The following is a 21,991-nucleotide window of genomic DNA, read 5'->3' on the forward strand; positions in this document are numbered from 1 at the left end:
CCTCCGGGAGAGGATAAGGGCTGGTTTATCCGCGTAATTCCTTGATCTTGGCCAACACCCCGGCCGCTGTCTGTTCGCCCATCATCTGGGCCCGCACCTTGCCCTTGTCATCAATAATGTAAGTCACCGGCAACGCTTCACTGCGCGGCAAGTCAAATATTTCAGCAGGGTCCTGCGCCAGCACGGTAAACGTGATGCCCAGCGCGGCGCTCGCATCACTCAACTCTTTGCCCTGCAAACCATCAAAATTGACCCCAAACACGCCGACCGATTGGCCTTGCAACTGGGTTTCCAGCGCATTGAGTTCAGGGATCTCAACGCGACACGGCCCGCACCACTCGGCCCAGTAGTTGATCACCTTCCATTGCTTGTCCAGGCGTTCGGACGCGATTTTCTCGCCATGTTGATCGACCCCGTAATCATTGCCACAACCGGTCAGCAGTAACGTGGCGGCGACGGCAGCTACCGCCATAAGTCGCTTGAACATGCATTGATCCTTCTCGGTAAAAACATTAACAGGCGGCCAATGAGCGCACAGGGTTCAGGCGCGCCTGCGAGGTGGGTAGAATAGCCGCCTCCTTACGCAAGAAGCGACCCGCTCATGACCGATCTGACGCTTTATCACAATCCGCGCTGCTCGAAATCACGCGGTGCGCTCGAACTGCTCCAGGCCCGCGGCCTTGAACCGACGATCGTGCGCTACCTAGACACACCGCTGGACGCCACCCAGTTGCACGACTTGCTGAGCAAGCTGAACATCAGCGCACGCCAACTGCTGCGCACCGGCGAAGACGAATACACATCCCTGAACCTGGCCGACGCCAGCCTCAGCGATGAACAATTGATCGCCGCCATGGCCGCTCACCCTAAGCTGATCGAGCGCCCGATTCTGGTCGCTGGCGACAAAGCCGTCATCGGCCGCCCGCCGGAAAAAGTTCTGGAGATCCTGCCATGAGCACGCCATACATTCTGGTGCTGTATTACAGCCGCAACGGCTCCACCAGCGACATGGCCCGGCACATTGCCCGCGGCATTGAGCACGCAGGGCTTGAAGCGCGCCTGCGCACCGTCCCGGCCATTTCGACCGAATGCGAGGCCGTGGCGCCTAGCATTCCGGCAGAAGGCGCAACGTACGCCAGCCTCGACGATCTTAAAAACTGCGCAGGCCTGGCGCTGGGCAGCCCTACCCGTTTCGGCAACATGGCCGCGCCGCTCAAATACTTTCTGGATGGCACCAGCAATCTGTGGCTGACCGGCGCCCTGGTGGGTAAGCCGGCAGGCGTGTTCACCTCCACTGCCAGTCTGCATGGCGGCCAAGAAACCACCCTACTGTCAATGATGTTGCCCTTGCTGCACCACGGCATGCTGATCACTGGCCTGCCCTACAGCGAATCGGCCTTGCTTAACACCGCCGGGGGCGGCACGCCTTACGGACCCAGCCACCACGCTGGGCCAGACGGCAAGCGCAAGCTTGATGAACACGAAATCGCCTTGTGCCGCGCATTGGGTCAACGCTTAGCCACAACGGCATTGAAGCTGGAGAGCGACCGTGGCTAAAAAGCCCAAAGTGTTGCCGTCAATCGAGTGGCTGGCGCCGCGTGTACGGCTGATGCGAGCCTTGAGCCTGGTGTGTTTTTTCGGCCTTATCGGCTTGCTCAGTGCCTATTACCTACTATTTGCCGACCTGCACGGCGCACGCCCGTGGGTGATTTTGCTGATCGAACTGGTGCCGCTGCTGATTCTGGTACCCGGCATGCTCAAAGGCAGCCCGCGCGGGCACTCGTTCACTTGCTACGTGGTCAATTTGTACTTGATCAAGGGCGCGCTGGCCGCGTTCGATTCGAATCGCCACGTATTCGGCCTGCTGGAAATAGCCGCCAGCGTGGCAGTGTTCATCAGCGCGATGCTGTTTGTGCGCTGGCGCTACCAGTTGGATCGCCGCCTGAGCGGCGAATGAGAAACCGGGCTTGCTCGCCATCCAATCGATGCGGTGACTGAGTGGATACCCTCGCGAGCGTGCCCGCCCTTATCCTTATGGAGATGGGCGGCGCGCACTCAATGTCAGTGATTAACCGTAAACGCCAGCATCTGTGACAGCTGGCACATAGGCCGACCACTCTCCGCGTGCCATTGGTTGAAGGCGTTTTGCACAATCGCCAGATCCCGCAGGCTGGTCGGCGCCTTATCCACGAGCTTCTGCGCATTCAGTGCTGCCACCACGTCATCGCTTGGCACAAAGGTGTCTTTGCCGACCATGCGCAAAAAGCGCGGTGCCGACAATCCGCCCAACTGATGGCCGTGCTTGGACAGGTATTTCCACAACCCGACAATGTCAGTCACCGGCCAATCGGCGATGAATGCGCCAAAGCTGCCGTGTTCGTGGGCAATATCCAGCACCATCTGCGCGTTGCGCGGCACGCTTTTGAGCTTGCCCAAATGGCGAATGATCCGCGCATCCTGCATCAGCCGCTCCAGATGTTCCGCGCCCATCAGCACCACTTTTTCAGGGTCAAAGCCGAAGAACACTTGCTCAAAAACCGGCCATTTGGCATCCACCACGCTGTGCTTGAGCCCGGCACGAAACACCCGTAATGCCAGGGTCGACAGATAACGGTCATCCGGGATCTGACGCAATTGCGCCGACGTATAGGGAACGGGCAACTGAGCTTCCAGCGCGGCTGACGAACCAAAACGATTCAAACAATATTCGTGCAGCCATTTGTAGTCGCGCATGCCCTCTCCTCTTGGAATTTACAAATTCAGCAGATTGACGAAACGCGGGGTGGCGCTTTCATCGATTTTCAGGCTGGCAAAGTCAAACAGATTGCGATCAGCCAATTGCGAAGGGTTCACGTGTTGCAGGCTGCGGAAAATACTCTCGGTACGACCCGGCGTCTTGCGGTCCCACTCTTGCAGCATGTCTTTGACCACCTGGCGCTGCAGGTTTTCCTGCGAGCCGCAGAGGTTGCACGGAATAATCGGGAACTGCTGCAAGTCCGAGTACGCCTGAATGTCCTTCTCGTTGCAATACGCCAGCGGCCGGATCACCACGTTACGTCCATCATCGGAGCGCAGCTTAGGCGGCATCGCCTTAAGGGTGCCGTTGAAAAACATATTGAGGAAGAAGGTTTCAACGATGTCATCCCGGTGGTGCCCCAAGGCCATCTTGGTCGCGCCAATTTCATCCGCGAAGGTATATAGCGTTCCACGGCGCAGGCGTGAGCACAGCGAACAGGTGGTCTTACCCTCTGGGATCAGTTCCTTGACTACAGAGTAGGTGTCTTTTTCTACGATGTGGTACTCCACACCCAGCGACTTGAGATAAGCCGGAAGCACGTCCTCGGGGAAGCCCGGCTGCTTCTGGTCCATGTTCACCGCCACGATTGAAAACTGGATCGGCGCGACCTTTTGCAAGTGCAGCAGCACATCTAGCAGCGTGTAGCTGTCTTTGCCGCCCGACAGGCACACCATCACTTTGTCGCCGTCCTCAATCATGTTGAAGTCGGCCACCGCCTCACCGGTCAATCGGCGCAGGCGTTTCTGGAGTTTAATTTGAGAGACCGAAAGAGTGCCCATAGCGCTTCAATTCCGCGAGTTAAGACCAAAAGCCGGTCATTTTACTTAAAAAATCTCGCGCACAAACCCCTGCGCGCCCCTAAAGACCGCATCCCTATAGGCCGGCAACTAACAAACGGATTAGCGCTAAAGGACTAAGGCGAAGGGCGTAAGGCTTCCTATACTCAATAGAGGCCGCATGCCTGCACACGAGATTTGTCTTTGTGGCTGGGCGACCGCGAGCATCCCGCTCGGGTGATGCGTACCGATAGGAGCGAGCGCCATGATCCATCACGTTGTAGGTCTCTTTACCCATCCAGACCAAGAGTGGCGTGAGATCCGTGTTGATGCTGAAGAAAGCGTCACCCACATGTACGTCACCCACACCTTGATACTGGCTGCAATTCCGGCCATTTGCGCCTTTATCGGCACCACCCAGATCGGCTGGATGATTGGCGGCAGCGCACCGGTCATGCTAACCATCAACAGCGCGCTGTGGATGAGCCTGATGTCTTACCTGGTGATGCTGGCCGGGGTGGCGGTGATGGCTACTTTCATTCACTGGATGGCCCGCACCTACGATGCACTGCCGAGCATGTCCCGCTGCGTAGCCTTTGCCACATACACCGCAACCCCGCTGTTCATCGGTGGACTGGCGGCGCTGTTTCCACATATGTGGCTAGCGATGCTGGTGGGTACGACAGCCATTTGCTACACGGTGTATTTACTGTACGTAGGCTTGCCGACGTTCATGAACATCGACCCGGATGAGGGCTTTTTGTTTTCGAGTTCGATACTCGCAGTGGGGTTGGTGATGCTGGTCTCGATCATGGCACTAAGCGTGATTATCTGGGGCCTGGGCATCGGCCCGGTCTATATCAGTTAGTTAGCTGCAAGCCCTAAGCGACAAGCTGCAAGTCAAAGCGAGCCTGCGCCGCTTGTAGCTCGTCGCTCATCGCTCATCGCTTGTAGCTTGCGGCTTGGGGTTTACGACATAATCGCGGCTTCTGGAGAACCGAACCGCATGCCCGAGTCACTCAACACCCGTGTCGAAGATTGCTTCCAACAGGCCGAAGTGTTTTTCAAACGGCCTTTCAAACGCCCGGTAGTCAGTTTCAAGCTGCGCGGCCAAAAAGCTGGTGTCGCTCATTTGCATGAAAATCTGCTGCGTTTCAACCCGCAGTTGTACCGCGAAAACAGTGATGACTTCCTCAAGCAAACCGTCCCCCACGAAGTCGCACACCTGATTGCCCATCAATTGTTTGGTGACCGTATCGCGCCCCACGGCGAGGAATGGCAACTGATTATGCGTGGCGTCTACGAGTTGGCGCCCAATCGTTGCCACACTTACGCCATCAAGCGCCGCAGCGCCACGCGTTATATCTACCGCTGCCCATGCCCGGACAGTGACTTCCCCTTCTCGTCACAACGCCACGGCTTGGTCAAGCAAGGCCGTCGCTATCTGTGCCGTCGATGTCGGCAGATGCTGGTGTTTAGCGGCGAAACGCGGGTCGAGTAAAAACATCGCTAAAAAGATTACCTACCTGTTATTTCTGACAGTAGCCGCATTAACTGACATGCCACATGATAATTCCAACCTGACTGCCTGGAATTTAGAACATGAAAAGGCTATTACTCAACGCTAAGTCGCCTAATCTTATTAATGCGGTAGGTAAACTAGTAGGCACACTATTAGTGGCTGCATTACTCATTGATAACAATACTATCTATGCCCAGACAGACAACTCTCTGGCACCCTCTATACGTAGCCCGCACTATAATGAATCATCTTCAAGCAGGCCTTGGCCGGGCGCCAATGCGGAACCTCCCAGCGCGCCCTATATTCGAGATTTTTCCAAGCCTTTTAATGAGTACACATGGATATCGGCTCACAATGCTTATTTGAATGATACCACCACAGAACTGGAAAGAGGTGTTCGTTCTTTAATGTGGGATTTACACCCATTAAGATCAAGCACTAGTAATGGTTATAGTACTGATGCCTATATGTGCCATCACACACCACCAAGTGGTGACGAGTTCCCTAATGCAGGTTGTTCAGCCCTGGGCGTAACCAAAAAAAAATTTAGCACAGAACTTGAAAAAGTCAAAAACTTCCTTGATCGGACAGAAAACAAAAACGCAGTTGTCACTCTATTCCTGGAAGATAGGATCGACATTGAATATATACAAAAAGCCTTCAACGAAGTCCCAAACTTGGACAGCTATATTTTTAAAATCTCTGATTACGCCAACACCAACCAATGGCCAACACTACAAAAAATCATAGACAGTAATCGTAGAATTATTATTATGCTAGAGCGTGAAAATGGAAACTACCTATTTTCCGGAAGCACAATAGAACTCCCAAAAGACAAAATATTCATAAAGCAAAATCTTTACAACCTCGGCGTAGCCGGATTTTCAAAAGACAATTGGGCCTGCAATAGCCGATACGATGACGGCAAACATGAAGATGACAAGATCTATTATAACTATCTTTATAAAACCATAGACAAGTCTGGGTTTCAGCAATGGCCTCGCTTGTTCACCATGAATCAATTCCATTCCATTTTTTCCTCCAAACCGCACGCGGCTCAAATTGACAACAATTTGACTTGGCTCGAATTCAGGGTTGACAACGCCTGCAAATTATCAAACGAAAGTGTTCGTATGGTGCCTAACTACATAGCCCTCGACTTTACCCAAGTCGGTGATGCCATTCCGTATGCGGGCGCTTTAACAGAGGGTGGGGTTTATTTCTATGAAAAAAATGACGGCTATTCAGAAGCGTATCCCGACACGCGCCCCGGTGCGCTAACAAGTGATGATGTCGTGTGCGTTTTACCCACCAGTGTTGAATGGGATGTCCGTTTGAATGCAGCGGGATGCGAAAATGATGAAGCCCGTTCACTGGCACTGCGCGGCGTTAAAAAAGGGACCAGTATAAAATTATTCGACAAACCCGACAGTTCCAAATCCGATGATTGGACGGAAATTGAAGTATTAAGAGACATTGCACTTACAGAGCGCGTGGTAGTCGGTACATTTGAGAAATCCTATTCAGATAGCAATGTCAAAGTAACGAGCCATCCCCATAACGGGCTTGACGGAAAGGTTTCACACATCACGATCGAACCTGTGACAGGTTCGGTCATGCCAAAACTGAGTTTAGGCAATCAGGAAGGTGATGTTTTTTGTAATGTCCCTGTGGACGCAGCCTTATCATTCGAATTGGAAAGCGGCGCTGATCATTGGGGTTGTAAAAATGACCAGGCAGCAACCGCAGTACTTTCAAATGCATTGGCCGGGACCACGATCACATTGTTTGGCACCAAAAACTCTGATGAGAAATGCAGCCAAGGTTGCCTGCGTATTTTTGTACGCAAAGACATGACCTCGTCTTTTAATATAGGCAACATTCAAGAGTTCGGGCAAAGTAAAGAGAGCCCTGATGGTTCAGCTATCGCTTATCGTTTTGGCGGCGACCAAGCCTTGGACGGCAAAGTCTCTTACATGACCGTCAACATGAACACATTCGGGGGACAAAATGTGATACCCACCTCTGCCGAAGCGGATGGTGGACGGGGCGAGTGGGGAAATAAAGCAAGCTGCCCAGCACCTACTGTTGCCTGGGGATTTGACCTCAGGAATGAAAAAGACCAAGGCCAGGAAGGTGATAACTCAGGCCTTAACAGCCTGCGCATGTATTGTTCCGCAAACAATGGTGCTTCGACCACACTCATAAGCAGCAATAATGGCTACTGGGGGGATTGGAGCAGCATCTATAAGTGCAGCGCCACTAACGGCCCGTTAAAAGGGTTTGCCTTGAAAAGACTTTGGTCCCGTGACCATAGAGATGAAGTAGAGGCTACAGAAGTACGGGGTATTTGCCAGGACAACACCGTGATTGGTGGCGACTTGGGTTATTGGGGCACATGGAGCTATAACTTTATATGCCCAGCCGGTGAGAACGTCGTGGGCTTTAAAAATCGCGTAGAGTCGAAACAGGGCGAAGGCGATGATACAGCCATGAACGGGCTAAGAATGTATTGCGCAAAAAGCCTGGTGAATGCGTTACCTGTGACGCCGATTGTGCGTCAACTGACACCCAGCACGGCTTTACTTTACTGGGATGAACCCGCAGAGCAATCTGGTATTGCTGAGTTTAATATTTTGGGTGATGACAAGCCTCTATTAACCACCCATAAAAACTTTACTGAATTCAACACTGCCGGCATTAAAAAAATATCTGTTACTGCTGTCGATTTTGATAACAACATGTCCCCCCCCAAAACCATCACTCTGCCTACCTACGATACAACTCCCCCCGCACCGCCCACAGGGCTGGTGGTGAGCAACTTGCAGGGAGGTTTGGTTGAAGTAAGCTGGGATAAAACTTCAGCGCCCGCCAGTGAACTTAGCTACGAAACCTCGGGCAACTCGATGGTCTCCAAAATCCCGACTGAAAACAGCATGGTCATTGCCGATACCCTCCCACCGTCAAACTTTACATTCTCTATTCGGGCTCACAAGTACAACGATACATACTCGGATCCCGCCACGCTCTTTATTGATCGCACGCCACCGTCTACGCCGACGTCACTGACCTTTAGTGAACTAAAGCCAACCTCTCTGCGGCTCACGTGGGGCGCATCCACGGACGATATAAAAATGAAGGAATATTATATCTACAAGGATGACGTGTACCTCAAAGCTGTTGCTGCCACAAGTACCAGTATCCTGCAACTTAAACCCGGTGAAAATCACACATTCTCAGTCAGAGCCAGGGATGCTGCTGAAAATATGTCTGCCCCCGTCTCCGTTTTTGTTGATCGCGAAAGTCCCAAGCCTGTTAAAGATCTGGCTTACAGCAAGGTTACCGACTCCTCATTGCTCCTGAGTTGGAGCCCGAGTAGCGATAACGTAGCGGTCACTGGCTACGCCATCACGCGGGATGATGGCCAGACGTTTGATTCCAAAACCACGCACTATAACGACACGACGTTGCAGCCTGTAACGACTTATCGTTATACCGTCGCGGCTTACGATGCTAACGCAAACATGTCGACCCCTGCGCCGTTGCTGGTTGATCGAGTGCCGCCCTCGGCGCCACTCAACCCGCAATACAGCAATGACACAGGGACAACATTGAAGCTCAAGTGGGATGCGTCAAGCGATGATATTGGCCTGACGGGTTACAACGTTTACACCGATAAAATCCCCGAAGCAGTCGCAACGTCTGCAACGCCAGAGGTTGTCGTCGAAAAATTAATGCCCGTCACGACGTATACCTTCTATATTGAAGCGATCGATGCGGCGGGTAATAAATCGCCTAGAACGCCAATACTGGTTGACCGAGTACCACCCACTGCCCCCGTGTTTTTTTACGCTCATGACCAGACCGCCACTTTCCCGACATTAACCTGGAGCGCTGCATCAGACGATATCGAGGTGACCGGTTATGAACTCGTTGCCAACAACAATATCGATAAAAAAATAGAGTTCCCAAGCAATATATTAACGGCTCGCCTGGAAGGCATGGACCCTGCCGTTGAACATGCTTTTTCACTGCGAGCATTTGATGCGGTAGGTCACTACTCTTCACCTATTGAGTTCAACCTTCAACCTGACCGGCCTGCTGAACCAACCGGACTAAAAGGAACTGTAATCTCTGGTGGTGGCGCTATCTTCGACTGGTTCAAGGGCGCTGACAATCGGACTGTGAAATTCGCAGTAAAAACCAACACAGGAATTAACGAGGAAATAACTTCCACGCAAATCACCGTTGGCGGTAACGGCGGACCCATTACTATCCAAGTCCAGGCGATGGACAAAGACGGAGTCAGATCTTTAAGTGTCGTGAGATCAATCACGCCAAAATAATGAGGGTAAATACCCTATCATCAGAAAGCGCGCCATAGATCCCCACCTTTGAATAGATGAGGATCTGTGGAAGATGCTCAAGTGCGTGGCCCAGCACTTTTTCGAAGCGATGCAGTGGTAAACAGCAGCGTATTGGTGCGGCCATGCACCTTGCAACTCACGCATGATGATGGACTCCGAAAACAAAACACCCCGCGAAAGCGCAGCTCTCGCAGGGTGTGGGGTGCCCTCTCATTAACCCATCCGAAGATGGGTTTTTTCTCACTTGAGGTTACTTAGCCTCAGCAGGGATCTGACCTTCAGCGACCAGCAGATCGTCTTCTGGCATCGTGTTATCCAGCGGGCGACCGCCCAACGCCAGTTCACGTTGCATAACGTCTACGTCCAACTCTTTCACCCACTTGGCAACTACCAGGGTGGCAACCGCGTTGCCAATCAGGTTGGTCAGGGCGCGAGCTTCTGACATGAAGCGGTCGATACCCAGAATCAGCGCCAAGCCAGCAACCGGCAAGTGGCCTACAGCCGACAAGGTGGCCGCCAGTACGATAAAGCCGCTACCCGTCACACCCGCAGCACCTTTGGACGACAGCAACAGCACCAACAACAGCGTGATCTGATGCGTAATGTCCATGTGTGTATCAGTCGCTTGGGCGATGAACACCGCAGCCATGGTCAGGTAGATCGAAGTACCGTCGAGGTTGAACGAGTAGCCAGTCGGAATGACCAGACCTACAACCGACTTCTTCGCGCCCAGACGCTCCATCTTCACCAGCATGCGTGGCAGTGCCGATTCGGACGACGAGGTGCCCAGTACGATCAGCAGCTCTTCACGGATGTAGCGGATCAGCTTGATCACGCTGAAGCCGTGAGCGCGAGCGATGCCGCCCAACACGATCAGAACAAACAGCACGCACGTGATGTAGAAGCAGATCATCAACTGACCCAACTGCACCAGCGACCCTACGCCATAGGCACCGATGGTGAACGCCATGGCGCCCAATGCGCCCAGTGGAGCCAGTTTCATGATCATGTTGATGATGTTGAACATCACGTGTGCAAAGCGATCAATGAAGTCCAGCACTGGCTTGCCGTAGGCACCCAGGCGATGCAGGGCGAAACCGAACAGCACCGAGAACATCAGCACTTGCAGAATGTCGCCATTGGCAAAGGCACCAACGATGGTCGACGGGATCACGTTCAGAATGAAGCCAACGATGCTCTGGTCCGCACCGGCTGTCACATAGGCCGCAACTTTAGAGGCGTCCAGGGTGGTAACGTCGATGTGCATGCCAGCGCCAGGCTGAACAACGTTGACCACAACCAGACCAATCAGCAGGGCAATGGTCGACACAACTTCGAAGTAAAGCAACGCATAGCCACCGGTCTTACCGACCGACTTCATGCTCTGCATACCCGCAATACCGCTCACCACCGTACAGAAAATAATGGGTGCGATGACCATTTTGATCAGTTTGATAAAGCCATCACCCAAGGGTTTGAGTGCAACCCCCGTTTCCGGGTAGTAGTGGCCCAGCAAAATACCGATAGTAATCGCTACGATTACTTGCACATACAGGGATTTGTACAGTGGCTGACGAGTCGTCATTGCAAAGTTCCTCAAGTGCATCACTCCATCATCATTCCATCTGAGACGGGTGATACCTAAAGCGCGAACCCTCCTGTACTTGGAGGGATTTGTTTTTTCGAGCTGCTCTAACGGCAGACCTCTCGCAGCAGTCATTGCAAAGCACGGGCCACATTGCACAAAAGCAGTGCAACAGCCTATTACGCCTGCACTTGTAGGAATATGTCTTGGAGTTTTGTAGGGCGGGATCTGGCGGATAACCGCCCTTTGGCGGAATTGGAAGGGGAGATATGGCGGATAACCGCCTTTCAACTAACAGAGCACCTGTAGTCGCTGACGAGGTACGAAGGCTGCGATTGGGCGCACAGCGTCCATAAAAGCTATCACTGACACGCCGAATTGCCTGATCTACGAGGGCTTCGCCGCCGATCGCAGCCTTCGTACCTCGTCAGCGACTACATGTCAGGCCGTGGTAAAAAGAATCCGGAACGCGGCACCGCCCAGTGCAGAGTCTTCAAGCGTCAGTTGGGCGTCGTAGCTTTCGATGATGTCTTTAACCACCGCCAAGCCAATGCCCTGCCCCGGATGCTGACGATCCAGACGCTCGCCGCGCTGCAGAATGCGCGCCCGCTGATCTGGCGGCACACCCGGGCCGTCGTCTTCCACACACACTTCAATGCCGTGGACATTGCGGCGCAAGCTGATTCGAACTTGCTTGAGGCACAGCCGATAAGCATTTTCTAGCAAGTTGCCCAGTAATTCGAGCAATGCATTCTGCTCAATGGGTACATGGCTGAGCAGCGCAATGTCGTAGCTGACCTTGACCGCCTTATCGCGATACACCTTGTCCAGCGTATTGCACAGGCTTTCTACCACCGGTAGCAATTCAACCTGATGGCGTACCAAACCACTTTTGCGCAAGCTCGCACGCTGCAACTGGTAGCTGATTTGCTGGTTCATGCGCTCAATCTGGGTTTGCAGCACCCAGGCCTGCTCACGCTCTGTCGGGCGTTGCGCCATGCTTTCACTCACGCCTTGGAGCACTGCCAGCGGCGTTTTCAAGCTGTGGGCAAGATCATCGAGTGAGTCACGGTAGCGCGAACGCTGCTCACGCTCGCTGTGCAGCAAACGGTTCAGCGAGCCAGTCAGACGCAGCAACTCGCGAGGATGCTGTTCGCTCAAACTCTCGCGTTCGCCGGTTTCGATTTCATCCAACTCCTGACTTAAGCGCCGCAATGCTTTTAACCCCCACGTCAGACCAATCCACAACAACGCCAGCAGTACAGCAAGGGCTGCACCAAAACCTAAATAAAGGTTGTCACGCAATCCGGCGAGTGTTTGGTTGTATTCACGCATGGGCTGCAGCGCCACAAAACTGAACGCTGCGCTTTTGCCGCCCAGCAGTTTGACTTCAACGTCGTAGACGAAAAACTCTTGCCCGTTGTCTTCGCGGATACTGGCAAATTCATTGCCACGCCCGTCGTAACGCGGCTTGTAGTTAATGGTTTCTTCTTGCGTGGCCCTCGAGCGCCACACCACACGCCCATCACGGTCGTAGATATAACCAAGCAAGCGGCTGTCGGGCAGGTTTAACTGCTCATCCGGCAGCAGGGTCGGCATTTTGAGGTGATTCTTTTCAACCTTCGCCGCTGAGATCAACGTCGTCACATCAGACGCTAAACGCTGCTCAATGGCATATTTGAGCGCAAGGCTAAACGCCCCCTGCATCGCTGGCAGCAGCCCGAGCATAAATAGGACGGCCAACAACGTGGCCGCCAGCATCAAACGAACGCGAAGCGAACGTATCAACGACAGCGCTCAGTAAACAGGTACCCCAAGCCGCGTACCGTGTCGATTGGCTTAAAGCCGCTTTCCCCCTCAAGCTTGCGACGCAGGCGCCCGACCAGCACCTCGATCACATTCGGATCACGCTCCTCGTCATCCGGGTACAGCTGTTCCATGAGTCGGTCCTTGGCCACCACTTGCTGATGATGGCGCATCAGGTATTCCAGAATCCGGTACTCGTAGGCGGTCAGTGGCAGAGGCTTGTCGTCCAGCACCGCTTGTTTGCGATTGATGTCGAGCACTAACTCACCCGCGACGATGGTCGACTGGGTAAAGCCGCTAGAACGACGCAACAACGCATTGAGCCGCGCTTCCAGCTCTTCAAATTGAAACGGCTTGACCACATAGTCGTCGGCACCGGCTGCCAGCCCTTCGACTTTGTCCTGCCAATTACCGCGCGCGGTGAGAATCAGGATCGGGAACGTCTTGCCCCGCGTCCGCAATTGACGAATCAATTCCAGCCCGCCCATGCCCGGCAGGCCAAGGTCAATCATCGCCAGATCGTGATTAAACTGCTCGGTCTGGTACAACGCCTCGTCGGCATTGGCCACCGCCTCGACCACGTGGCCGCGTTCTGTCAGACGGGTTTGCAAGTGATGACGCAACAGCGCCTCATCTTCAACCACCAGCAATTTCATCGCGCTCTCCCAAGCTATCCGCGTCTCGAAGGACGTGTGTCCCATAACAAGCCTAGCCTTTACACAATAAGACGTACGCCCTGAACACACTCTGAACAATTGCACAGCCAGGTTAAGACCCGCAAAATGCCCGGCATGAATCGACTTCCCAAATGGCCAGCCTGCTGCACGCCGCTGCGCACTGAATGGCCTTTGCCCCTGGCGTTGCCTGACAGTGTATGGCGCAGCACCGACTTTACGCCTGCGCAGTTCAACACCACTGATTTTGCCAGCAGTGCAATTCAAGCCCCTGCGAGTATTCAACGCTCAGTGGCCAAACGCCAAGCCGAATTTATCGCTGGCAGGCTCTGCGCCCGCGCCGCCTTGCTGCAACTGGACGGCACTCTCGCCACGCCGAGCATTGGCGAAGACCGCGCGCCCCTCTGGCCGGCGCATGTCAGCGGCAGCATCACCCACAGTAATGGTCGGGCTGCGGCGCTGGTGGGGCTCAAGCGGGACTGGCAAGGATTGGGCATGGACCTCGAAAATCTGCTCAGTGCTGAACGGGCGCAGCGTCTGGCCAAAGAGATACTCACGCCGGATGAGTTGCAACGTATGGCTGACGGGGCCGCCGAGCAGATCGCGCACCTCGTCACCCTGACCTTTTCGGTCAAGGAAAGCCTGTTTAAGGCGCTGTATCCCATCGTTCAGCAGCGGTTTTACTTTGAGCATGCTGAGGTGCTGAGTTGGACGGCTGAGGGTCATGTACGTTTGCGTTTGCTGAGCGACTTGAGCGCGGATTGGCACCGCGGCCGTGAACTGGATGCGCAGTTTGGGGTGTTTGAGGGGCAGTTGCTGAGTGTGGTGGGGATTAGGGCGTAGGGGTGATTCTGTTTAATGCAGGGGATCAGGCAATCGATGGCGGTCATGGGAAAGGTAGTGCTCATAGGATGTAGCCTCATTTGTCGGTAAGAATGACCACCACCCAATCGTCGCCAAACGATAGGTGGCAGCTGTACGCAGGTTGGCGAACCGAGACAAATGAACCGGCAGACCCGAAGATCTCCCACGCACAGCTGCCATAAAGCAGCATGATGCGGCTACGAAAAATCCTGCAATCCGCACAGGGCTTTCGCACATTGTCATCGAGTCGCCAAACCCGGTCGCCATATGGGCGACCGGCGGACTATAAGCTTCACAGGGGTGAGGAGCAAGGTGAGAGTAGAGGAATGTGCAGGTGTAAAGTTGTCATTGTTCAACACGCGCTAAGCAATGACAAAAAATTATTCAGATCGTCGAATCTTTTCTTTCACCTCCTTCAAGTTCGACTCAAACTGTTTAACTCTTATCGGTTTGCCTGCCACCGTAAAAAGTTTTTCATCCAGTCCTGCCCCTATATATTGACGCGAGTAAAATGCCTGAACATCCACAACGTCATTGAATTGCAATTTACGGACATTCGTAGATGAAGCACCTGCTGCCCCAATCGCAAAGGGTGAGTCTGTGTTTGCAATCACTATCATGTTATCTCTAACGGCCCGCCACTCAGGTCGCAAGTCTCTATACTTTGCCACTGCTATGTTTCTTTCTTTTGGAAATAGATTTTTATCATTAGCGATCTCGTTCAACACCTTACGCTTTGCACCTAGCCGATCATAATGCTGACTGGTTGCTCGCCATACCTGCGTCCCCTCCGTTAAATCCAGTGGACGATTAGTAGACAAATCCCTTGGGGCTTTAAACACTGCGTTCCACCTTTTTCTAGCAGCGCCCCAGAAACTCCAGGCATGCCCATCTTCATCGCTCCGATTAATGGGATCTCCTGCGCAATAGCCGTAGGCATTAACTCCACCTTCCCCAAACGGGCTAAAACTGTCGGGACTATTAAAGCGCATCAATACCGGGTTATACGCCCGATAGCCATTTCCCAGTAAATAATGGCCGGTCACAAGATCAGCGCATTCACCATTGAATCCAAGTAACGTTGCCCCCTCAATTTCAGCCACCCGATGCCCGTAAGAAGAATACGCCGCTCCTTTATTACTCTGTGCACTCAATGCATTTAAGACTGACCCCGGGGTATCAGTCGCCAGCAAAGCGGTATCGGCTGGCCGGTGCTGTCGTTGTTGAGCTAATAAAAAATTATCCATCTGAAAGATACTGTCTTTCAACATTCCCTGAATCTGCGTAGACAATTGATTGTTGTTATAAAACCGCTGAACCATCACGTTTTGCGCTGTACCACAACTCGATAACCTATCCACAGGGTCATAGCTATAACGGTATGAAAGCTTATTTTTTGGGGGATTCATCAGGCTTGCCTCAGACTTAAGAGTAAGGCCATGAGCATTGAGCTAATTTCAGTCTTTGCCTACTGGTACATCTGATAGAGAGACCGCTGCCATGCTATGGTTTGCGCCCCGATTATCGAGCCCCTCGCCGCTATGCCCGTGACTTCCCGCTACCTGCGCCTGGCTTTATACACGTTGCTGATTTTGATTGGGGCAGCTCTGGCTGGCGGCTGGGCGATGCATCAGGCCGAACGCCATGCGCTAGAAGAAAGCGCCAAGCGGGGGCCTGAGCAGCTCAGTTTGTACGCCAACTCGCTGCACACCTTGATTGAACGCTACCGTGCCCTGCCCGCCGTACTGGCGCTGGATTCAGAATTTATTGCAGCCTTGAGCGGCCCGATCAACAGCGACGTGCAAGGCGCGCTCAATCGCAAGCTGGAGCGGATCAATGGCGCAGCGCAATCCTCGACCCTAGAGTTAATGGATCGCACGGGGCTGGCCGTGGCGGCGAGCAACTGGAACACTTCCAACAGTTATGTCGGCCACAACTACGCCTTTCGCCCCTACTTTATGCAAACCCGTATCCAGGGCAGTGGAAGCTTTTATGCCGTCGGGGTCACAACCGGGATTCCGGGCTACTTTTTATCCAGCGCCGTCCATGACGCCCAAGGCCAGTTTTTAGGGGCGATGGTGGTCAAGTTAGAGTTCCCGCAGTTAGAGCGCGAATGGAGCCAGGGCAACGACATTCTGCTAGTCAGCGACGCGCGCGGCATTGTGTTTATCGCCAATCAACCGGGTTGGCGTTATCGCCATTTGCGGCCGTTGTCTGATGGGGATCGCAGCGAAATTTCGAACACTCGCCAATACGACAAACAGCCGCTGACGCACATGAAGACGCGCACCTTGCGCAGTTTTGATGACCATAGTTTCCTGACCCGCGCTGAAGGCCCAGACGGCCCGCAAGATTATCTGTGGGAGTCGTTGCCGCTCAACGCGGAAGGCTGGACGTTGCACCTGTTGCGCCGACCGGTGATTTCAACTGAAGACAGCCGTAATGCAGCCTTGGCGGCGATTGGTCTGTGGCTGACGCTGGTATTTTTGGGGCTGTTTTTGCTCCAACGCTGGCGCCTGTCGCGCTTGCGCCAGCGCAATCGTGAAGAGCTTGAACAACTGGTCGACGTTCGCACCCGCGATTTACGTACCGCGCAAGACGGCCTGGTGCAATCGGCCAAGCTCGCGGCGCTGGGGCAAATGTCCGCAGCCCTGGCCCATGAAATTAATCAGCCGCTCACCGCCCAACGCATGCAGTTGGCGACGTTGCGCCTGCTGCTCGATCACGGCCGCATTGACGACGCCTACAAAGCCCTGATCCCTCTGGAGCAAATGCTCACGCGCATGGCGGCGCTCACCGGGCACCTGAAAACCTACGCCCGACAAAGCCCCAGCGGCCTGCGCGAAAAGCTTGATCTGGCCAATGTGGTCGACCAAGCCTTGCAACTGCTGGAACCTCGCTTACAAGAAGAAGCCATCGACCTGCACGTTGTACTGACCCGCCCGGCCTGGGTGCGCGGTGACGCCATTCGTCTTGAGCAAGTGCTGATCAACCTGCTGCGCAATGCCCTGGATGCCATGCGCGACACAACCCGCAAACACTTGGAGATACGCATCGAGGCCGATCAGCAGTTGTGGCGCTTAATGGTCAAAGACACCGGTGGCGGGATTAACGAAGAACATTTGGGTAAAATCTTCGACCCGTTTTTCACCACCAAACCTGTGGGCGACGGGCTAGGACTGGGGTTGGCGGTATCTTACGCCATTGTTCACGAACTCGGCGGGCGCCTGACGGCGAGTAACCATGTCGAAGGCGCGCTGTTTACGCTGACGCTGCCTATCGCACAGGACTATTGACGATGCTCAATTCAGTGATCGTGGTCGATGACGAGGCCAGTATTCGCACGGCGATAGAACAATGGCTGAGTCTGAGCGGGTTTGACGTGCAACTGTTCAGTTGCGCCGAAGCATGCCTGAGCCAGCTACCGCCGCACTTTGCCGGGGTTGTTGTCAGTGATGTACGCATGCCCGGCATTGGCGGTCTGGCTCTGTTGACGCGCTTGCAGCAACTGGACCCAGACCTGCCGGTGATTCTGCTGACCGGGCACGGCGATGTGCCGATGGCGGTCGAGGCCATGCGCGAGGGTGCCTACGACTTTTTGGAAAAACCCTTCAGCCCCGAAGCGCTGCTCAGCAGCCTGCGACGAGCGCTGGAAAAGCGTCAACTGGTGCTGGAAAACCGCCGTTTGCATGAACAGGCCGACCTGCGCGAGCAGATCGACGGGCGCCTGCTAGGCGTGTCACGCAGTTTGCAAACCCTGCGCCGTCAGATCCTTGATTTGGCAGCGTTGCCGGTCAATGTGCTGATCCGGGGTGAAACCGGCAGCGGCAAAGAATTGGTCGCGCGCTGCCTGCACGACTTTGGTCCGCGGGCAGACAAACCCTTTGTGGCGCTGAACTGCGCGGCGATTCCAGAGCAACTGTTTGAGGCCGAATTGTTTGGCCATGAAAGCGGCGCCTTTACCGGCGCGCAAGGCAAGCGCATCGGCAAGCTCGAATACGCTGACGGCGGCACGTTGTTTCTTGACGAGATAGAGAGCATGCCACTGGCCCAGCAAGCCAAATTGCTGCGGGTGCTGCAAGAGCAAAAGCTTGAGCGTTTGGGCTCAAATCAAAGCATTAATGTGGATTTACGGGTCATTGCCGCCACCAAACCCGACTTGCTCGACGAAGCGCGGGCCGGGCGTTTTCGCGAAGATTTGGCGTATCGCCTGACCGTTGCTGAACTACGCTTGGCACCGCTGCGCGAGCGTCGCGAAGACATTCCGCTGCTCTATGAGGCCTTTTCCCGCCAAGCGGCAGAACGCATGGGGCGCAACGCTGCGCCAATGACCGGGCCGCAGTTGTCGCACCTGCTGAGCCACGACTGGCCGGGTAACGTGCGTGAACTGGCTAACGCCGCAGAGCGCCACGTATTGGGCTTGTGCGATCCGCAGTTCGAGGGCATCGACGCAGGGCAATCGCTGTCGGCACAACAGGAAGCGTTTGAGTCGCAATGCTTGCGAGCAGCATTGACTCGGCATAAAGGCGATATCAAGGCGGTGCTGAACGAATTGCAACTGCCGCGCCGAACCCTGAATGAAAAGATGCAACGGCATGGTTTAGTGCGAGAAGCGTTTTTGAGTGCGCAATAACGCTCAGCGCCTTTGTGAGAGCGGGCTTGCTCGCGATGCAAGCTACGCGGTCATTCTGAAACACCGATGCACTCCAATCGCGAGCAAGCCAGCTCCCACAGACACAGATATCGCCGCTCATCGGCGGATTTCCGCTTATTCATATCGACCAACCAGCGGATTCCCGCTCACTAATTGATTGAAACCCTTTTAAACCGGGCGTCTAAGCCTTGGCACAAGTTCTGCTATAGCCCCTGCACGCTCGCGTTTTACCGCGCTATAACAAAACCAAAAAAACAAGGATCCATTCAATGGATAACTCAAGCACCCTGCCTGCCGGGTCAGCGTCTGCTACCCCCCTCAAAGTAAAGTCCACGTCCAGCCGTATCAAATCGATTTTCAGTGGTTCGGTCGGCAACATGGTCGAGTGGTACGACTGGTACGTTTACGCCGCGTTCTCGCTGTACTTCGCCAAGGCCTTTTTCCCGAAAGGCGACACCACTGCTCAACTGCTCAACACCGCAGCAATTTTTGCCGTGGGTTTTTTGATGCGCCCGATCGGCGGCTGGCTGATGGGGCTGTACGCGGACCGCAAAGGCCGTAAAGCCGCATTGATGGCCTCTGTGCTACTGATGTGCTTCGGCTCGCTGGTGATTGCACTGTCGCCAGGTTACGAGACTATTGGTGTCTGGGCTCCCGTGCTGCTGGTGTTCGCCCGCTTGTTGCAAGGTTTGTCGGTAGGGGGGGAATACGGCACCTCGGCCACTTACCTCAGTGAAATGGCCACTAAAGAACGCCGCGGCTTTTTCTCCAGCTTCCAGTACGTGACCCTGATCTCGGGTCAACTCATCGCGCTGGGCGTGTTGATCGTGCTGCAACAAACCCTGACCGAAGAACAGCTGTACAGCTGGGGCTGGCGGATTCCTTTTGTAATCGGCGCCCTGTGTGCAGTGGTCGCGCTTTATCTGCGTCGAGGCATGGAAGAGACCGAGTCGTTCAAAAAGACCAAGGTCAAGCCAAAAGAAAGCGCCATGCGTACCCTGCTTCGTCATCCAAAAGAACTGATGACCGTTGTCGGCCTGACCATGGGCGGTACGCTGGCGTTTTACACCTACACCACGTACATGCAGAAATACCTGGTGAACACAGTCGGGATGAGCATCTCCGACTCCACCACGATTTCCGCCGCAACGCTGTTTCTGTTCATGTGCATCCAGCCGCTGGTGGGCGGTTTGTCTGACAAAATCGGGCGGCGTCCGATCCTGATTGCCTTCGGCGTTCTGGGTACCCTGTTCACCGTGCCGATTCTCACGACTTTGCACACCGTTACCACGTGGTGGGGCGCGTTTTTCCTGATCATGGCAGCGCTGATCATCGTCAGCGGCTACACCTCGATCAACGCTGTGGTGAAGGCTGAGCTGTTCCCGACCGAGATTCGCGCGCTAGGCGTTGGCTTGCCTTACGCACTGACGGTGTCGATCTTCGGTGGCACGGCTGAATACATCGCGCTGTGGTTCAAAAGTGCAGGTATGGAAACCGGCTACTACTGGTATGTGACTGCGTGTATCGCCTGCTCGCTGCTGGTGTACGCGACCATGAAAGACACCCGCACTCATTCGCGGATCGAAACAGACTAAGTACCTGAGTTTGCCTGTAGTCGCAGCCTGCGGCAGCGACTACAGGTGCTACATCCTCCCCGCTCTACCCCGCCCCTCGTAAGAACTCTTCCAATTAATTGTCAGTTAATTCTGTTAGCTCACTATCAACCTCAACGAAATCTCCGCTCAAACTTGGCTTGAGTCTTTTGTAAATGGAAGCTCAAACGCCCTATAGAACCGGGTTTCGTGCGGGCATATACATCGAATTTAACGATTGTTTTACGCTATTTTATGCGCTTTTTAATCGTATTTATCGGCGTAACATCCACTCCATAGACAGCAAAAACCTAATCACGAAACACAGGAGCTTCATCATGAAAACCCAATTGATCCTCGCAGCAGTTCTTTCGGCCTTGGCTTTCAACACGTTTGCCGCTGATGGTTTTGATCGTACTCAGTCTTCGAGCTTTGCTGAGGACGGCTACAACAGCACTCGCTCTGCAGCGTTTGCCGAAGATGGCTACAACAAAACTCACTCGGCAACCTTTGCTGAAGACGGCTTCGACAAAACCAACTCTGCAACCTTTGCTGAAGACGGCTTTGACAACACTAAATCAGCGACTTTCGCTGAAGATGGTTACGATCGCACCAACGGCGCCAGCATCAGTTAAGACTTGAAATTGGCATCCCAGCCCGGCTCCGGCCGGGCTTAATCGTAGACGCATCAACTACCCAGCATTTGTCTTCACGGAAAATGCCTTGCACTATATGGCCCCTCTATCTCAGCCGTTTGCGGATGCCTGCCATGCATGACGATATCCACTTTTACGAGCCTTCTCAGGGCCACGGCCTGCCCCATGATCCGTTCAATGCGATTGTCGGGCCGCGCCCGATTGGCTGGATTTCGTCGCAGGATGCTCAAGGCCGCTTGAATCTCGCGCCGTACAGCTTTTTCAACGCGTTTAATTACATCCCGCCAATCATTGGCTTTTGCAGTGTGGGCCGCAAAGACAGTCTCAATAATATTGAGCAAACCGGTGAATTTGTCTGGAACCTGGCCACGCGCCCTTTGGCCGAGGCAATGAATCAAAGCTGCGCACCGGTGGGGCCAGAGGTAGATGAGTTTGCATTGGCAGGTCTCACGACGGTGGCCTCACGCGTGGTGAGCGTGCCGCGGGTAGCCGAAACACCGGTGTCGTTTGAATGCAAAGTGACGCAGATTATTCAGCTACAACGCGCCGACAAAGAGTTAGTGCCGAGCTGGCTGATTCTGGGGGAAGTAGTAGCAGTGCATATAGCCAAGCACCTGCTTAAAGACGGGATTTACGACACAGCCGCCGCCGAACCCATTTTGCGCGGCGGCGGGGCGGCGGGGTATTTTCAGCTCGGC

19 protein-coding genes are annotated in these 21,991 nt (G+C 54.2%); 12 read left to right on the plus strand and 7 right to left on the minus strand.

Features of this window, described 5'->3' with window-relative positions; all coding sequences use genetic code 11:
- Window positions 1–25 precede the first annotated feature (25 nt).
- Window positions 26–487, minus strand: coding sequence for a TlpA family protein disulfide reductase (locus B347_RS0116630; protein WP_019410820.1), 462 nt, complete (start codon window positions 485–487; stop codon window positions 26–28).
- Between the two features lie 114 nt (window positions 488–601).
- Here B347_RS0116630 and arsC point away from each other — a divergent pair, with 114 nt between their 5' ends.
- From arsC to B347_RS0116645, 3 genes are read left to right on the plus strand one after another with little or no spacing between them, the layout of a single operon-like run.
- Complete coding sequence (arsC, locus tag B347_RS0116635; RefSeq protein ID WP_019410821.1) at window positions 602–955, plus strand: arsenate reductase (glutaredoxin); 354 nt, start codon at window positions 602–604, stop codon at window positions 953–955.
- Window positions 952–1,557, plus strand: coding sequence for an NAD(P)H:quinone oxidoreductase (wrbA, locus tag B347_RS0116640; RefSeq protein WP_019410822.1), 606 nt, complete (start codon window positions 952–954; stop codon window positions 1,555–1,557). The genes arsC and wrbA overlap by 4 nt, the downstream gene beginning before the upstream one ends.
- On the plus strand, window positions 1,550–1,957 hold the full coding sequence (locus B347_RS0116645) for a DUF2069 domain-containing protein (protein ID WP_019410823.1): 408 nt from the start codon (window positions 1,550–1,552) through the stop codon (window positions 1,955–1,957). The genes wrbA and B347_RS0116645 overlap by 8 nt, the downstream gene beginning before the upstream one ends.
- A gap of 104 nt (window positions 1,958–2,061) precedes the next feature.
- Here B347_RS0116645 and B347_RS0116650 read toward each other — a convergent pair whose 3' ends face one another.
- Window positions 2,062–2,733, minus strand: coding sequence for a DNA-3-methyladenine glycosylase I (locus tag B347_RS0116650; protein ID WP_019410824.1), 672 nt, complete (start codon window positions 2,731–2,733; stop codon window positions 2,062–2,064).
- A gap of 18 nt (window positions 2,734–2,751) precedes the next feature.
- Window positions 2,752–3,576, minus strand: a complete 825-nt coding sequence (ttcA, locus tag B347_RS0116655) for a tRNA 2-thiocytidine(32) synthetase TtcA (protein ID WP_019410825.1) — start codon at window positions 3,574–3,576, stop codon at window positions 2,752–2,754.
- A 262-nt stretch (window positions 3,577–3,838) separates the two neighbouring features.
- Between ttcA and B347_RS0116660 the strand changes: the two genes are divergently transcribed.
- From B347_RS0116660 to B347_RS0116670, 3 genes are all read left to right on the plus strand, one after another.
- Entirely contained in the window at window positions 3,839–4,441 is a 603-nt protein-coding gene (locus B347_RS0116660; protein ID WP_019410826.1) for a Yip1 family protein, read from the plus strand.
- 138 nt (window positions 4,442–4,579) lie between these two features.
- Window positions 4,580–5,074 carry a SprT family zinc-dependent metalloprotease gene (locus B347_RS0116665; RefSeq protein WP_019410827.1) on the plus strand — a complete coding sequence of 165 codons (495 nt, stop codon included), beginning with the start codon at window positions 4,580–4,582 and terminating at the stop codon, window positions 5,072–5,074.
- Between the two features lie 101 nt (window positions 5,075–5,175).
- On the plus strand, window positions 5,176–9,441 hold the full coding sequence (locus B347_RS0116670) for a fibronectin type III domain-containing protein (protein WP_081498311.1): 4,266 nt from the start codon (window positions 5,176–5,178) through the stop codon (window positions 9,439–9,441).
- Between the two features lie 271 nt (window positions 9,442–9,712).
- On the opposite strand, the gene B347_RS0116675 is transcribed toward B347_RS0116670, so the two are convergent.
- The 3 genes from B347_RS0116675 to B347_RS0116685 form a co-directional block, all read right to left on the minus strand.
- Window positions 9,713–11,047: a dicarboxylate/amino acid:cation symporter gene (locus B347_RS0116675; protein WP_019410829.1), complete on the minus strand. Its 1,335-nt coding sequence runs from the start codon at window positions 11,045–11,047 to the stop codon at window positions 9,713–9,715.
- A 441-nt stretch (window positions 11,048–11,488) separates the two neighbouring features.
- Window positions 11,489–12,835 carry an ATP-binding protein gene (locus tag B347_RS0116680; protein WP_019410830.1) on the minus strand — a complete coding sequence of 449 codons (1,347 nt, stop codon included), beginning with the start codon at window positions 12,833–12,835 and terminating at the stop codon, window positions 11,489–11,491.
- Window positions 12,832–13,509, minus strand: coding sequence for a response regulator (locus tag B347_RS0116685; RefSeq protein WP_019410831.1), 678 nt, complete (start codon window positions 13,507–13,509; stop codon window positions 12,832–12,834). The genes B347_RS0116680 and B347_RS0116685 overlap by 4 nt, the downstream gene beginning before the upstream one ends.
- 135 nt (window positions 13,510–13,644) lie before the next feature.
- Here B347_RS0116685 and B347_RS0116690 point away from each other — a divergent pair, with 135 nt between their 5' ends.
- A complete protein-coding gene (locus B347_RS0116690) occupies window positions 13,645–14,370 on the plus strand; it encodes a 4'-phosphopantetheinyl transferase family protein (RefSeq protein WP_033387895.1) in 726 nt (241 codons plus the stop codon).
- 401 nt (window positions 14,371–14,771) lie between these two features.
- On the opposite strand, the gene B347_RS25605 is transcribed toward B347_RS0116690, so the two are convergent.
- Complete coding sequence (locus B347_RS25605; RefSeq protein ID WP_081498312.1) at window positions 14,772–15,800, minus strand: RHS repeat-associated core domain-containing protein; 1,029 nt, start codon at window positions 15,798–15,800, stop codon at window positions 14,772–14,774.
- 132 nt (window positions 15,801–15,932) lie between these two features.
- Here B347_RS25605 and B347_RS0116705 point away from each other — a divergent pair, with 132 nt between their 5' ends.
- The 5 genes from B347_RS0116705 to B347_RS0116725 form a co-directional block, all read left to right on the plus strand.
- Entirely contained in the window at window positions 15,933–17,687 is a 1,755-nt protein-coding gene (locus tag B347_RS0116705; RefSeq protein ID WP_026014246.1) for an ATP-binding protein, read from the plus strand.
- Window positions 17,688–17,689: 2 nt separating this feature from the next.
- Window positions 17,690–19,024: a sigma-54-dependent transcriptional regulator gene (locus B347_RS0116710; RefSeq protein WP_019410836.1), complete on the plus strand. Its 1,335-nt coding sequence runs from the start codon at window positions 17,690–17,692 to the stop codon at window positions 19,022–19,024.
- Window positions 19,025–19,314: 290 nt separating this feature from the next.
- Complete coding sequence (locus B347_RS0116715) at window positions 19,315–20,640, plus strand: MFS transporter (RefSeq protein WP_019410837.1); 1,326 nt, start codon at window positions 19,315–19,317, stop codon at window positions 20,638–20,640.
- 335 nt (window positions 20,641–20,975) lie between these two features.
- Window positions 20,976–21,272, plus strand: a complete 297-nt coding sequence (locus tag B347_RS0116720; RefSeq protein WP_019410838.1) for a hypothetical protein — start codon at window positions 20,976–20,978, stop codon at window positions 21,270–21,272.
- Window positions 21,273–21,406: 134 nt separating this feature from the next.
- Window positions 21,407–21,991, plus strand: a 585-nt coding sequence (locus B347_RS0116725; protein ID WP_019410839.1) for a flavin reductase family protein, incomplete at its 3' end; no start/stop codon positions are given.

The organism is Pseudomonas psychrophila HA-4 (genome assembly GCF_000282975.1).
GTDB lineage: Bacteria > Pseudomonadota > Gammaproteobacteria > Pseudomonadales > Pseudomonadaceae > Aquipseudomonas > Aquipseudomonas psychrophila_A.

Coding starts and splice junctions, on each gene's coding strand:
- B347_RS0116630 (WP_019410820.1), bottom strand. CDS start 487: ATGTTCAAGCGACTTATGGCGGTAGCTGCCGTCGCCGCCACGTTACTG.
- arsC (WP_019410821.1), top strand. CDS start 602: ATGACCGATCTGACGCTTTATCACAATCCGCGCTGCTCGAAATCACGC.
- wrbA (WP_019410822.1), top strand. CDS start 952: ATGAGCACGCCATACATTCTGGTGCTGTATTACAGCCGCAACGGCTCC.
- B347_RS0116650 (WP_019410824.1), bottom strand. CDS start 2,733: ATGCGCGACTACAAATGGCTGCACGAATATTGTTTGAATCGTTTTGGT.
- ttcA (WP_019410825.1), bottom strand. CDS start 3,576: ATGGGCACTCTTTCGGTCTCTCAAATTAAACTCCAGAAACGCCTGCGC.
- B347_RS0116660 (WP_019410826.1), top strand. CDS start 3,839: ATGATCCATCACGTTGTAGGTCTCTTTACCCATCCAGACCAAGAGTGG.
- B347_RS0116665 (WP_019410827.1), top strand. CDS start 4,580: ATGCCCGAGTCACTCAACACCCGTGTCGAAGATTGCTTCCAACAGGCC.
- B347_RS0116670 (WP_081498311.1), top strand. CDS start 5,176: ATGAAAAGGCTATTACTCAACGCTAAGTCGCCTAATCTTATTAATGCG.
- B347_RS0116675 (WP_019410829.1), bottom strand. CDS start 11,047: ATGACGACTCGTCAGCCACTGTACAAATCCCTGTATGTGCAAGTAATC.
- B347_RS0116685 (WP_019410831.1), bottom strand. CDS start 13,509: ATGAAATTGCTGGTGGTTGAAGATGAGGCGCTGTTGCGTCATCACTTG.
- B347_RS0116690 (WP_033387895.1), top strand. CDS start 13,645: ATGAATCGACTTCCCAAATGGCCAGCCTGCTGCACGCCGCTGCGCACT.
- B347_RS25605 (WP_081498312.1), bottom strand. CDS start 15,800: ATGAATCCCCCAAAAAATAAGCTTTCATACCGTTATAGCTATGACCCT.
- B347_RS0116705 (WP_026014246.1), top strand. CDS start 15,933: ATGCCCGTGACTTCCCGCTACCTGCGCCTGGCTTTATACACGTTGCTG.
- B347_RS0116710 (WP_019410836.1), top strand. CDS start 17,690: ATGCTCAATTCAGTGATCGTGGTCGATGACGAGGCCAGTATTCGCACG.
- B347_RS0116715 (WP_019410837.1), top strand. CDS start 19,315: ATGGATAACTCAAGCACCCTGCCTGCCGGGTCAGCGTCTGCTACCCCC.
- B347_RS0116720 (WP_019410838.1), top strand. CDS start 20,976: ATGAAAACCCAATTGATCCTCGCAGCAGTTCTTTCGGCCTTGGCTTTC.